10 protein-coding genes are annotated in these 12337 nt (G+C 72.2%); 8 read left to right on the top strand and 2 right to left on the bottom strand.

All coding sequences use genetic code 11. The features are described 5' to 3' along the window. The first annotated feature begins 121 nt into the window (after positions 1-121). The 6 genes from AOQ37_RS22185 to AOQ37_RS22165 all read left to right on the top strand — a co-directional run bounded on the left by AOQ37_RS22185 (position 122) and on the right by AOQ37_RS22165 (position 7407). Positions 122-2599, top strand: coding sequence for a SpoIIE family protein phosphatase (locus tag AOQ37_RS22185; RefSeq protein ID WP_062646347.1), 2478 nt, complete (start codon positions 122-124; stop codon positions 2597-2599). 119 nt (positions 2600-2718) lie between these two features. Continuing rightward, complete coding sequence (locus AOQ37_RS41860) at positions 2719-2850, top strand: hypothetical protein (protein ID WP_267888020.1); 132 nt, start codon at positions 2719-2721, stop codon at positions 2848-2850. Next, on the top strand, positions 2847-2936 hold the full coding sequence (kdpF, locus tag AOQ37_RS22180) for a K(+)-transporting ATPase subunit F (RefSeq protein WP_062646346.1): 90 nt from the start codon (positions 2847-2849) through the stop codon (positions 2934-2936). The genes AOQ37_RS41860 and kdpF overlap by 4 nt, the downstream gene beginning before the upstream one ends. 6 nt (positions 2937-2942) lie before the next feature. After that, entirely contained in the window at positions 2943-4607 is a 1665-nt protein-coding gene (gene kdpA, locus AOQ37_RS22175) for a potassium-transporting ATPase subunit KdpA (protein WP_062646345.1), read from the top strand. After that, positions 4604-6733 (top strand): potassium-transporting ATPase subunit KdpB, encoded by a 2130-nt coding sequence (gene kdpB / locus AOQ37_RS22170; protein ID WP_234436981.1) that lies wholly within the window; start codon positions 4604-4606, stop codon positions 6731-6733. Before kdpA ends, kdpB begins: the two co-directional genes overlap by 4 nt. A 5-nt stretch (positions 6734-6738) precedes the next feature. After that, positions 6739-7407: a potassium-transporting ATPase subunit C gene (locus AOQ37_RS22165; RefSeq protein WP_062646344.1), complete on the top strand. Its 669-nt coding sequence runs from the start codon at positions 6739-6741 to the stop codon at positions 7405-7407. A 121-nt stretch (positions 7408-7528) separates the two neighbouring features. Here the strand turns inward: AOQ37_RS22165 and AOQ37_RS22160 are convergent, their stop codons facing one another. Further along, positions 7529-8875: an MFS transporter gene (locus tag AOQ37_RS22160; RefSeq protein WP_062646343.1), complete on the bottom strand. Its 1347-nt coding sequence runs from the start codon at positions 8873-8875 to the stop codon at positions 7529-7531. A 387-nt stretch (positions 8876-9262) separates the two neighbouring features. Next, a complete protein-coding gene (locus AOQ37_RS22155; protein ID WP_062646342.1) occupies positions 9263-10213 on the bottom strand; it encodes a LysR family transcriptional regulator in 951 nt (316 codons plus the stop codon). Between the two features lie 125 nt (positions 10214-10338). Here AOQ37_RS22155 and AOQ37_RS22150 point away from each other — a divergent pair, with 125 nt between their 5' ends. Further along, positions 10339-11376: a fumarylacetoacetate hydrolase family protein gene (locus AOQ37_RS22150; protein ID WP_062646341.1), complete on the top strand. Its 1038-nt coding sequence runs from the start codon at positions 10339-10341 to the stop codon at positions 11374-11376. Further along, on the top strand, positions 11373-12335 hold the full coding sequence (locus AOQ37_RS22145) for a cyclase family protein (protein ID WP_062646340.1): 963 nt from the start codon (positions 11373-11375) through the stop codon (positions 12333-12335). Before AOQ37_RS22150 ends, AOQ37_RS22145 begins: the two co-directional genes overlap by 4 nt. Positions 12336-12337 lie beyond the last annotated feature (2 nt).

The raw sequence follows: 12337 nt of genomic DNA, 5'->3' as shown, positions 1-12337 counted from the left end.
GTACCTCCATGCTGCCTCTGCTTGCGCGTGCGGGAAACCGGGGGCCCGCGGGCCGGGCCGACGGCGCCGTGCGCATCGGGCGGACAAGCAGCACCATGGGTCGTGTAGAGGACGGGAACCCATGGAACCTGCGCGAGAAGCATTCGACGCCCCGACGCCCGCGGGACCGCGCGACCTCCTCGACGCGTCCACCGACGCGGCGGCGATCGTGTCCGCGGCCGGCCTGGTCGTCGGCTGGACACGGGGCGCGGAAGCACTGCTCGGCCACCCGGCGTCGGACGTCGTCGGCCACCCGGCCGCGAAGCTGGTGGCGATGGACCGGGATCCGGCACGGGTGGCCGCGGTCGCGACGCGCTGCCGGGGCGGGATGGGGTGGAGCGGTGTCATCTCCGTACGGCACCGCGACGGCCGCGCCGTCGACGTCGATCTGCGGGTCTCCGCCGCCTTCCGGATCGGCGACGACGAGTGCTTCCTGCTCTCGGCGCGCCGACGGAGCGAGCAGTGGGCGGTCGGCCAGTCCGTCCTCGACGGGTTCCTGACCCGTTCCCCGGTCGGGATGGCCGTGATGGACCTGGAGCTGCGCTATGTGTGGCTGAACGACACGCTGGAGCGCTTCGGCGGGGTGCCCCGCGATCAGCGCCTGGGGCGCCGGCTGAGCGATCTGCTGCCCGGACTCCAGGCGGTGGCCATCGAGTCACTGATGCGCAAGGTGCTGGAGACCGGGGTCCCGGTCACCGACTACGAGTACCTGGGTTGGAGCTGGGCCGATCCGCACCGCCGGCACGCCTACTCCACGTCGTTCTTCCCGCTGCTGGGTGACGACGACTCCGTCACCGGGGTCTGCTACATGGTCCAGGACGTCACCGAGCGGTGGCACGCCCGCCGGCTCCTGTCGCTGGTCAACGAGGCCGGGACGCGTGTCGGCACCACCTTGGACGTGATGCGCACGGCCCAGGAGCTCGCCGACTTCACCGTCCCCGGATTCGCGGACTTCGTCATCGTCGACCTCCTGGAGCCGGTGCTCAGCACCGAGGGCCACGGGGCCTGGCTGACCGACGCGGGACCCGCGCCCGCGCGGCCGGTGATGCGGCGCGCCGGGATGGCCTCGGTGCGCGAGGGCTGCCCCGAGGCCGTGGCCCGGATCGGCGACCGGGTCGACTTCCTTCCGCCGCCGCACGACGCAGGCCTGCTCATCGACGGCGAGCCGATCCTCATCCCCGTGCTCGACCCCGGCGACGACCTCTGGAACACCGAACAGCCCGAACGGATCGTGAGCATCCGCGAGTTCGGCCTGCACTCGCTCATCTCCGTGCCGATGCGGGCGCGCAACACCGCGCTGGGCCTCGCCACCTTCGTCCGGTCCGTCAACCCCGTGTCGTTCCGGTCCGACGACGTCCTGCTGGCCCGGGAGCTGGTGGCGCGGGCGGCGCTGTGCGTCGACAACGCCCGCCGCTACACCCGGGAACACACGGCGGCCGTCACCCTTCAGCGCAGCCTGCTGCCGCACGCCCTGGCGGGCGGAACGGCACTGGAGCTGGCCTCCTCCTATCTGCCGGCGGACCCCACGGACGGGGTGGGCGGCGACTGGTTCGACGTCATCCCGCTGTCCGGGGCCCGGGTGGCCCTCGTCGTCGGCGACGTGGTGGGGCACGGCATCGCCGCCGCGGCGACCATGGGCCGGCTGCGCACCGCGGTACAGACCCTCGCCGACATGGAGCTGCCCCCCGACGAGCTGCTGGCCCACCTCGACGACCTCGTGATCCGGCTGAGCGCGGAACGGACCGGCGCGGACCGGGCCGACGAAGGGGCCGCCCACCAGGGCGCCACCGCCTTCCTGGGGGCCACCTGCCTGTACGCCGTCTACGATCCGGTCACCCGGCGGTGCACGATGGCCAGGGCCGGTCACCCGCCGCCCGTCGTCGTCGGCCCCGACGGGCAGGTCACGTTCCCGGAGCCCCCGCCCGGTCCGCCGCTGGGACTCGGCGGCATGGCGTTCGAGTCCACCGAGATCGAGCTGGCCGAGAACAGCCTCATCGGTCTCTACACCGACGGGCTCGTGGAGGGAGGCGGCCGGGACATCGAGGAGGGCATGACCCGGCTCGGCGAGGTGCTGGCCCGCTCCGACGCCGACCTGGAGACCCTGTGCACCTCGGCGGTGCGCCGGCTCGTGCCCGTGCCCCGGCCCGACGACGTCGCCCTGCTCCTGGCGCGCACCCACGCCCTCGGCGCCGACCACGTCGTGTCCTGGGAGGTGCCGGTGGACCCGGCCGCCGTCGCCGACATCCGGGCCCGCGCCACCCGGCAGGTGGAGGCCTGGGGGCTGGGCGATCTCGCCATGATGTCCGAGCTCATCGTGAGCGAGCTCGTCACCAACGCCGTGCGCTACGCCACGCCGCCGATCCGGCTGCGGCTGATCCTCGACGCCCGCCTGACCTGCGAGGTCTCCGACGCCAGCAGTACGGCCCCGCGGTTGCGGCACGCCCGGGTCACGGACGAGGGGGGCCGCGGCCTCTTCCTGGTGGCGCAGCTCGCCCACCGGTGGGGCGTCCGGTACACGGCCGACGGAAAGATCATCTGGGCCGAGCAGGAGCTCTCCTGACCCGGTCCCGGCCCGCTGAGGACCCCACCGCCGGCCGTCGCCCGTAAGGGCCGCGTCAAAGGCGTGGGCGTCCCCGTCAGGGAAGCGTCAACGACGGCCGTTCCCGGCCACGGACGGTGTTGTCTCGACCTGTCCGAATCTCGTCCGAACCCTTCAAGGAGTTCGCGATGGCCGATCTGGCCTTCGTCGTCACCACGGTCGCGGTCTTCGCGCTGGTGGCCCTCGTCGCCAGGGGGGTGACCAAGCTGTGACCGCCGAGAACACCGTCGGCCTCGTCGTGGCCGTCGCCCTCCTGGGCTATCTGATCCTCGCCCTGATCTTCCCGGAGAGGTTCTGAGCGGCCATGGGTCCCGTACTCGCCGGCATACTCCAGATGCTGGCCCTCGTGGCGGCGCTCGCGCTCGCCTACATCCCTCTCGGCGGCTACATGGCCCGGGTCTACTCCTCCGGCCGGCACTGGCGCGTCGAGAGGTGGATCTACCGGGGCATCGGTGCCGACCCGGACACCGAGATGCGCTGGCCCGCCTATCTGCGAGCGGTGCTGGCCTTCTCGGCGGCCGGCGTCCTCTTCCTGTATCTGCTCCAGCGCCTCCAGGGCGTGCTGCCGCTGTCGCTGGGCTTCAAGTCGATCGACCCGGACCAGGCGTTCAACACCGCCGCCTCCTTCGTCACCAACACCAACTGGCAGTCGTACTACGGCGAGCAGGCCATGGGCCACGTCGTGCAGACGGCCGGTCTGGCCGTGCAGAACTTCGTCTCCGCGGCCGTCGGGATCGCCGTCGCGGTGGCGCTGGTGCGGGGGTTCGCCCGCTCGCGGACCGGTGAGCTCGGCAACTTCTGGTCCGACCTGGTCCGCGGCACCGTCCGGATCCTGGTGCCGGGCGCGGCCGTCGCCGCGATCGTGCTGGTCGCCTGCGGCGCGATCCAGAACTTCTCCGGCATCCACGAGGTCGGCCAGTTCCTCGGCGACTCGCAGCAGTGGAACGGCGGTGCGGTCGCCTCGCAGGAGGCCATCAAGGAGCTGGGCACCAACGGCGGCGGCTACTTCAACGCCAACTCCGCCCACCCCTTCGAGAACCCGACCCCGTTCACGAACCTCTTCGAGATCTTCCTGCTGCTGGTCGTCCCGGTCGCGCTGACCCGCACCTTCGGCATCATGGTCGGCTCGGTCCGGCAGGGGTACGCGATCCTCGCGACCATGGCCACCGTCTGGGCCGCTTTCGTCGCCCTGATGATGTGGACCGAGTTCGCCCACCACGGTCCGGCGCTCCAGCTCGCCGGGGGTGCGATGGAGGGCAAGGAGCTCCGCTTCGGGGTCGGTTCCTCGTCCCTCTTCGCGGTGTCGACGACGCTCACCTCGACCGGCGCGGTGGACTCCTTCCACTCCTCCTTCACCGGCCTCGGCGGCGGCATCACCCTGCTCGGCATGATGCTGGGCGAGATCGCGCCCGGCGGCACCGGCTCAGGCCTCTACGGCATGCTGGTCATGGCGGTCATCGCGGTGTTCGTCGCCGGCCTCATGGTCGGCCGCACGCCCGAGTACCTGGGCAGGAAGATCGGCACCCGCGAGATCAAGTTCGCGGCCTGCTACATCCTGATCACCCCGGCCCTGGTGCTCGTCCTCACCGCCGCGGCGATGGCGCTGCCCACTCCGGGCGACTCGATGACCAACTCCGGCGCGCACGGCTTCTCCGAGATCCTCTACGCCTACACCTCGGCGTCCAACAACAACGGCTCGGCCTTCGCCGGGCTGAACGCCGACACGCAGTGGTTCAACAGCACCCTGGGCGTGGCGATGCTCCTCGGCCGTTTCCTGCCGATGGTGTTCGTGCTGGCGCTGGCCGGCTCGCTCGCCGAGCAGCGGCCGGTCCCGGCGACGTCCGGCACCCTGCGCACCGAGAAACCGCTGTTCACGGGCCTGTTGGTGGGAGCGATCCTGATCATCACCGGCCTGACCTACTTCCCGGCACTCGCGCTGGGACCGCTCGCCGAAGGGCTGGCGTCATGACGACCGACGCGACCAAGCAAGAGGACACGATGTCCACAGCCGCCCCGACCCGGGCGCCCCACCGGGACGCGCCGACCGGTCACCAGGCCCAGGGCCGTGCCGCCGCGGGCCTGTTCGACCCCCGGCAGCTCCTCGGGGCGTTGCCGGACGCCTTCCGCAAGCTCGATCCGCGGGTGATGGTCAAGTCGCCCGTGATGTTCGTGGTGTGGGTCGGCTCCCTGCTCACCACCGTCTTCTCCGTCAAGGACCCGGGCGACCGGTTCGGCTGGACCATCAGCGCCTGGCTGTGGCTGACCGTGGTCTTCGCCAACCTCGCGGAGGCGGTCGCCGAGGGCCGGGGCAAGGCCCAGGCCGACACCCTGCGCAAGGCCAGGACCGGCACCGTCGCCCGGCGGCTCGTGGGGGACCGCGAGGAGCGGGTGCCCGGCACCGCACTGCGTATCGGTGACCTGGTCGTCTGCGAGGCCGGCGATGTCGTCCCGGGTGACGGTGACGTCGTCGAGGGCGTCGCGAGCGTCGACGAGTCGGCGATCACCGGTGAATCGGCTCCCGTCATCCGGGAGTCGGGCGGTGACCGCAGCGCCGTCACCGGCGGCACGAAGGTCCTCTCCGACCGGATCGTCGTCCGGATCACCACGAAGCCGGGCGAGACCTTCATCGACCGGATGATCAACCTGGTCGAGGGCGCGGCCCGGCAGCGGACGCCCAACGAGATCGCGCTGAACATCCTGCTCGCCTCCCTCACGATCGCCTTCCTGCTTGCGGTCGCCACGCTGCCGCCGTTCGCCGGCTACGCGGGCACGCGTCCGACGATGGTCGTACTCGTGGCGCTGCTGGTCTGTCTCATCCCCACCACGATCGGCGCGCTGCTGTCGGCGATCGGCATCGCTGGCATGGACCGGCTGGTGCAGCGCAACGTCCTGGCCATGTCCGGCCGGGCCGTGGAGGCCGCGGGCGACGTCTCGACCCTGCTGCTCGACAAGACCGGCACCATCACCCTCGGCAACCGCCGGGCCGCCGAGTTCGTGCCGGTGCGCGGCACCACGGAGGCCGAACTCGCCGACGCCGCCCAGCTGTCGTCGCTGGCCGACGAGACGCCGGAGGGCCGCTCCGTCGTCGTCCTGGCGAAGGAGCGGTACGGGCTGCGGGAGCGCCGGCAGGGCGAGCTGTCCGGCGCCGAGTGGATCGCCTTCACCGCCCAGACCCGGATGTCGGGCGTGGACGTCGACGGCCGCAGGATCCGCAAGGGCGCGGCCGGGTCGGTCCTCGCCTGGGTCCGGGAGCGGGGCGGCACGGCGTCCGAGGACGCGGGCGCGCTCTCCGACCGGATAGCCGGCGCGGGCGGCACACCGCTGCTGGTCGCGGTCGAGGACGCCGACGGTGCCCGCGTGCTCGGCGTCATCCACCTCAAGGACGTCGTCAAGGACGGCATGCGCGAGCGGTTCGAGGAACTGCGCCGGATGGGCATCAAGACCGTCATGATCACGGGCGACAACCCGCTCACGGCGAAGGCCATCGCCGAGGAGGCCGGGGTCGACGACTTCCTCGCGGAGGCCACCCCCGAGGACAAGATGGCGCTCATCAAGCGGGAGCAGGCCGGCGGCAAGCTCGTCGCGATGACCGGCGACGGCACCAACGACGCCCCCGCGCTGGCCCAGGCCGACGTAGGCGTGGCGATGAACACGGGCACGTCGGCCGCGAAGGAGGCCGGCAACATGGTCGACCTCGACTCCGACCCGACCAAGCTCATCGAGATCGTCGAGATCGGCAAGCAACTGCTCATCACCTGGGGCGCGTTGACGACGTTCTCCCTCGCCAACGACGTCGCGAAGTACTTCGCGATCATCCCGGCGCTGTTCGCGGCCGTGTATCCGGGCCTGGACCGGCTCAACATCATGGGTCTGTCCTCACCGGACTCCGCCATCCTGTCGGCGGTCGTCTTCAACGCGCTGATCATCATCGCCCTGGTCCCGCTGTCCCTGCGGGGCGTGCGGTACCGGCCGATGAGCGCGGACAGGATGCTCCGCCGCAACCTGACGGTCTACGGCGTCGGCGGTCTGGTCGCGCCCTTCGTCGGCATCAAGCTCATCGACCTGCTCCTCTCCCTCATCCCCGGGATCGGCTGAACACCATGAACAACTCGGTATCCCATTCCGCCCGGTTGCTGTGGGCCGGGCTGCGCGCGCTGCTGGTGCTGACGGTGGTGACGGGCGTGATCTACCCGCTGGCCGTCACCGGCATCGCCCAAAGCGTCTTCCCCGGCAACGCGAACGGCTCGGAGATCGAGTCGGACGGCAAGGTCGTCGGCTCGTCGTTGATCGGACAGTCGTACAACCTGCCGCTGAAGAAGGGGCAGGAGACCCCGGAGCCCGACCTGAAGTGGTTCCAGGGCCGCCCGGCCAACGGCCTCGGCACCAACAGCGTCAACACCCGGTACGAGCTCATCCTCTCCGGCGCAACCAACCGCGCCGCCGACGACAAGGACCTCATCGACTGGGTGACGGCCGCCAAGGCCGCCGTCGTCAAGGACAACTCGACGCCCGGCCACCGGGTCAGCCCCGCCGACGTGCCCGCCGACGCCGTCACCTCCTCCGGCTCCGGACTGGACCCGGACATCTCCCCGCGGTACGCGGAGATCCAGGTCCACCGGGTCGCCGAGAAGAACGGCCTGTCCGTCGCCCGGGTCCGGAAGCTGGTCGACGAGCACACCGAGGGACGCACCCTCGGCTTCCTGGGCGAGCCCCGGGTGAACGTCCTGGAGCTCAACATCGCGCTCAAGGACCTGGTGACCGGGGGCTGACGGCGGTTCCCGGTCAGGAGAGCCGACCGGCCGACGGTGCCGGAGGGGTCGTCGCGCACTGCCGCGACGACCCCGCGGCGCCGTACGCGACCTCCCGTGCCGCGCCCCCGCCCGACCCGGTTCACCTCGCGGTGAGGGGCACCCGTCGGCGGGCGGCCAGGGCCAGTCCGAGCGCCCCGACGGCTCCCGCGAGGGCGAGCACGCCCAGCGCTCCCGCCAGGCTGCCGACCGCCGCGGTCAGCGCGAGGACCACGAGCGGGCAGACGAACTGGCCGATGAAGAAGGAACCCGTCCACAGCCCGGTGCCGCGGCCGCGGTCGGCGTAGTCCAGCTTCGACAGGGCGAGGGTCAGCAGGCTCGGCAGCATGATGCCGCCGCCGAAGCAGTTGATCATCGCGCCGACGGTCAGGACGACCGGGCCGGGGGCCAGCCAGATCACGGCGAACCCCAGGGCGCACAGGGCGAAGACGGCCGGCAGCCAGGCGTCCGGGGCGCGGCCGAGCCGGGTGAAGACGACCGCGCCGATCACGGTCGCGAGGCTGGAGGCGGCGATGGCCAGCCCGATCGTGCCGGGGTCGGTCACCCCCATGTCGTCGAGGAGGAAGGCCATCTCCACCTGGACGGTGTAGAAGAGGACGGCGCCGAAGACGGTGAGCGCGCAGGTCCCGGCCAGCGGCCGCCAGGGGAAGGAACGCCCGCCCCGCACCGTGTCGCGGGGCACGGCGGGGGAGGGGACGCCGGCCGCGTCGGCGGGTGCGGCGGGGGAGGGTGCGGCGGTCAGGTCGGCGGGTGCGGCGGTCAGGTCGGCCGGTCGGGGGCGGGGCAGGAAGGCGGCCATGGCGGGGGCGAGGAGCAGGCTGACGGCGTAGGCCCAGAACGGTGTGCGCCAGCCGGCCGATCCCGCCACGCCGCCCAGGACGAAGAAGGCCGTCGCGGAGATCGAGGCGCACATCGTCTGCATGGCCAGATAACGGTCACGCTGCCGACCGGAGTAGTAGTCGCCGATCAGGGTGGTGCAGCAGGTCATGATGGCGGCCTCGACGACTCCGACGAGGGCGCGGCTGGCGACGACGGCGCCGAGGGAGTCCAGCCACAGCGGGGCGGTGCCGACGAAGGCGTAGAGCACGGTGGCGATCACCAGGAGGCGCTTGCGGCCGAGCCGGTCGACGACGATGCCGGCGAAGGGCGCCAGCAGCGCCAGGGACAGGGCCGGGATCGTCAGCGCCATGGGGACCAGGGCCTCGACGCCGGGTGTGCCGGCGAAGTGGTCCCGCATCCGGGGCAGCACGGGCGCGATGAGCACGGCGCCCAGGATGGGCAGACAACTGCCCGCCATCAGCAAGGTGATGCGGAGCCGGTGGCCGGCTCCGGACACGGGCGGCTCGGACGGCGTGTCCTCGGCGGTGCCGATGGCCGTGGCGGTGCCGGCGAGCGGCGGGGACGGGAGCGGGGGCACGGGTGCGGGCATGCGGGAACTCCACCTGGCGTAGCGGAAGGGGGACGAGGACGCGGCCGTCCCGGAGCGGACACCCGGAACCCGGGCGGGCCCGGAATCCGGGGGTCCGAACCCGGGGGTCCGGAACCCGGCGCGGGCCCGGCACCCCGAGCGGGGCCGGAACGCCGGGCGCGTGGCAGGAGTGCGGCGCACCGGTGGCGCCGGTACACCGGCACACCCGCGCCGGGCGCTGCCGTGACGACCGCGCGGGTCGGGTCGGCTCACCGGTCGGCTCGCCGGGGGCCGTACCGCCCCGGCAGCGGTCGGTGGGGCGGCTCCGGTGTCGGGTGGAGACGACTATGGGGCACCGCGCGGGCCCTGCCTACCCCTCGCCCGATCGGGATCGAGGATGTGGATCATTCACGCCCTGGATGCGGCCCGGGTCCCGGACGCGGGCGCGGATGTGGGCGCGCTCAGCTCCGCGCCCACGCGGGCCGCCGTCTCCCGCAGCCACATATGGGCCGCGTCGTGGGTGTGGACCGGATGCCACCACAGGGCTTCCTGGAGGGGGACCACCTCGTACGGCGCCGCCAGGACACGCACCGCCGCCACCCCGCGCAACTGCTCGGCCAGCCGCTGCTGCACCAGGGCGATCCGGCGGGTGCCGGCCACCAGGAACGGCAGCACCTGGAAGCTGTCGACGGAGACCTCGACGCGGGGTTCGATGCCCAGCATGCTCAACTGGCGGGCCGCGGGGGCGTCGTAGGTGCGCTGGTAGGTGACCCAGGGCAGCCGGGCCAGGTCGTCCATGGTCAGCCGGTCGCCGACCTCGTCGTTGGTGTCGGCGACGAGGAAGGCCCAGCCGTCGGTGAACAGCTCCACGGTGGGGAACCCGCTGATGACGCCGTGCGGCATCAGCAGCCCGTCGGCGGTGCTGAGCAGTGCCGCCGTCTCCTCCGTCACCTCGGTCGGCGGCCGCTGGAAGCGCAGCTGTACCCCGGGCGCCTCGGCGTGCACCCGCCGGGCGAGCTCGGCGCCGAACACGGCGACGGCGTAGTCGGAGGAGAGCAGGGTGAACTCGTGCTCCTCGCTGCCGGGGACGAACTCGGCCCGGCTGCTGAACACCCGCTCCAGCAGGTCGCAGGCGGTGGCGGTGCGGTCGAGCAGCGCGCGTCCGAGGGCGGTGAGTTCGTACTGGCCGCCGACGCGGGACAGCAGCTCGTCGTCGAAGTGGCGGCGCAGTCGGGCCAGGGCCGCGCTCATCGCGGGCTGACTGAGCCCGATGCGCTGCCCCGCGCGGGTGACGTTGCGTTCCTCCAGCAGGGCCCGCAGGGACAGCACGAGGTTGAGGTCGAGGCCGGACAGGTACACAACGCCTCCGCAGCGAGGCCGCTCCATGCGGCGATATCCACACGATGGATGATCGATATCCAAAGAATCGATTTCCCAGATTACGGGAGGTGGGGCCAGATTAGTCGCATCGTCATCAGGAGGACATGTCAGTGAAACACCGAACCCCTTCCGCGTCCTTCTCCGGACCCTTCGCCCTCGGCACCCTCTCAGCCCCCGACCAGGCATCTTTCCCCGCTCTCGTGATCCCCGAGGGACGGGTGCTGGACCTTCGTACCGCCTTTCACGACCCCGCGCTGACGACCCGGCGGCTCCTCGAGCGCTGGGACGAGGTGCTGCCGCGCCTGGAGGCCCTGGCGGCGGACGGCACCGTCGGCACCACGGCTGCCGTCGGCACCGCCGAGACCGCCGACGCCTGGCGGCCGCTCGACGGCCTGCGGGTGCACGCCCCGGTCGAGCCCCGCCAGGTCTTCCAGTCCGGCGCCAACTACCGGCAGCATGTGATCGACCTGGAGGTCGCCCACCGCGCGCCCGACGACCCGCGGACCCCGGAGGTTGCCCGGGCGGAGATCGCCGAGATCATGGACCGGCGGGCCGCCGAGGACCTGCCGTACGTGTTCCTCGGTCTGCCGAGCGCGATCACCGGTCCCTACGACGACGTCGTCCTGCCCTCCTGGGCCGAACAGCCCGACTGGGAACTGGAGTTGGCGGTCGTCATCGGCAGGCCGGCCTACCGGGTGCCCGCATCGCGGGCCCTGGCGCACATCGCCGGGTACACGATCGCCAACGACCTCACCGACCGCGCCACCGTCTTCCGCCGGGACATGAAGGCCATCGGCACGGACTGGCTGCGCAGCAAGAACGCCCCCGGCTTCACCCCCCTCGGCCCCTGGATCGTGCCGGCCGCCTCGGTCGCCGACCCGGGCGATCTGCGGGTCACCCTGAAGCTGAACGGCGAGACCATGCAGGACGAGTCCACCGAGGACATGCTCTTCGGCATCGCCCGGCTGGTGTCGTACGCCTCGCAGGCCTCCCGGCTCCTGCCCGGCGACCTGGTGCTGACGGGTTCCCCCGCGGGCAACGGCATGCACTGGGGGCGACTGCTGCGCGACGGCGACGTCATGGACGGCTCGATCACCGGACTCGGTGCCCAGCGCACCCGCTGTATCGCGGAGACCGCGTGAACCCGGACCGCCGCGACCCCGAGGGCGCGATCGCCGAAGCCGCCGAGTCCTTCTCCAACTGGGGTCGTTGGGGCGAGGACGACGTGCTGGGCACCCTGAACTTCCTCGACGAGGCGAAGCGCCGCGAAGGCGCCGCACTGGTCCGCCGGGGTGTCAGCTTCTCGCTCGCGCAGTCCTTCGACATGAACGGCCCGCAGAAGGGCTGGCGGCGGCGCACCAACCCGGTGCACACCATGCTCGACACCGGTACCGACGCCGCCCTCGGCAACCAGGGCTTCCCGCACGGCATCGGCGGCGCCGACGACGTGATCGCGATGCCGCTCCAGTGCTCCACCCAGTGGGACGGCCTCGGCCACATCTTCGACCACGGCAAAGCCTGGAACGGACGGCCCGCCGAGAAGGTCGTCACCTCCGACGGCGACCTCGTCACCGGCATCGAGCACATGGCGCCGTACGTCGCCGGGCGCGGGGTCCTCCTCGACGTCGGCCGGGTCATCGGCACGGAAGGCGAACTGCCCGACGGGTTCGCCATCACCGAGGAGCACCTGACCGCGACCGCCGACGCGCACGGCGTGGCGGTGGGCCGCGGGGACATCGTCGTCGTACGCACCGGCCGGCTGACCCGGGCCCGGCGCGAGGGCTGGGGCGACTACGCGGGCGGCGACTCGCCCGGCCTGTCCTTCACCACGGCCGGCTGGCTGCACCGCACCGAGATCGCCGCGATCGCCACCGACACCTGGGGCTTCGAGGTACGGCCGAACGAGTTCGACGCGGCCTTCCAGCCCCTGCACCAGGTCGCCATCCCCAACATGGGCCTGCTCATCGGGGAGATGTGGGACCTCGACGCGCTCGCCGCCGACTGCGCCGCGGACGGCCGCTACGCGTTCTGGCTCACCGCCGCACCCCTGCCCATCACCGGAGCCGTCGGCTCACCCGTCAACCCGGTCGCGGTCAAGTAGCC

It is taken from the genome of Streptomyces maremycinicus (genome assembly GCF_001184025.1).
Classification (GTDB): domain Bacteria; phylum Actinomycetota; class Actinomycetes; order Streptomycetales; family Streptomycetaceae; genus Streptomyces; species Streptomyces maremycinicus.
The sequence above is the reverse complement of the archived record's forward strand: the minus strand, read 5'-3'. Positions and strand labels throughout refer to the sequence as shown.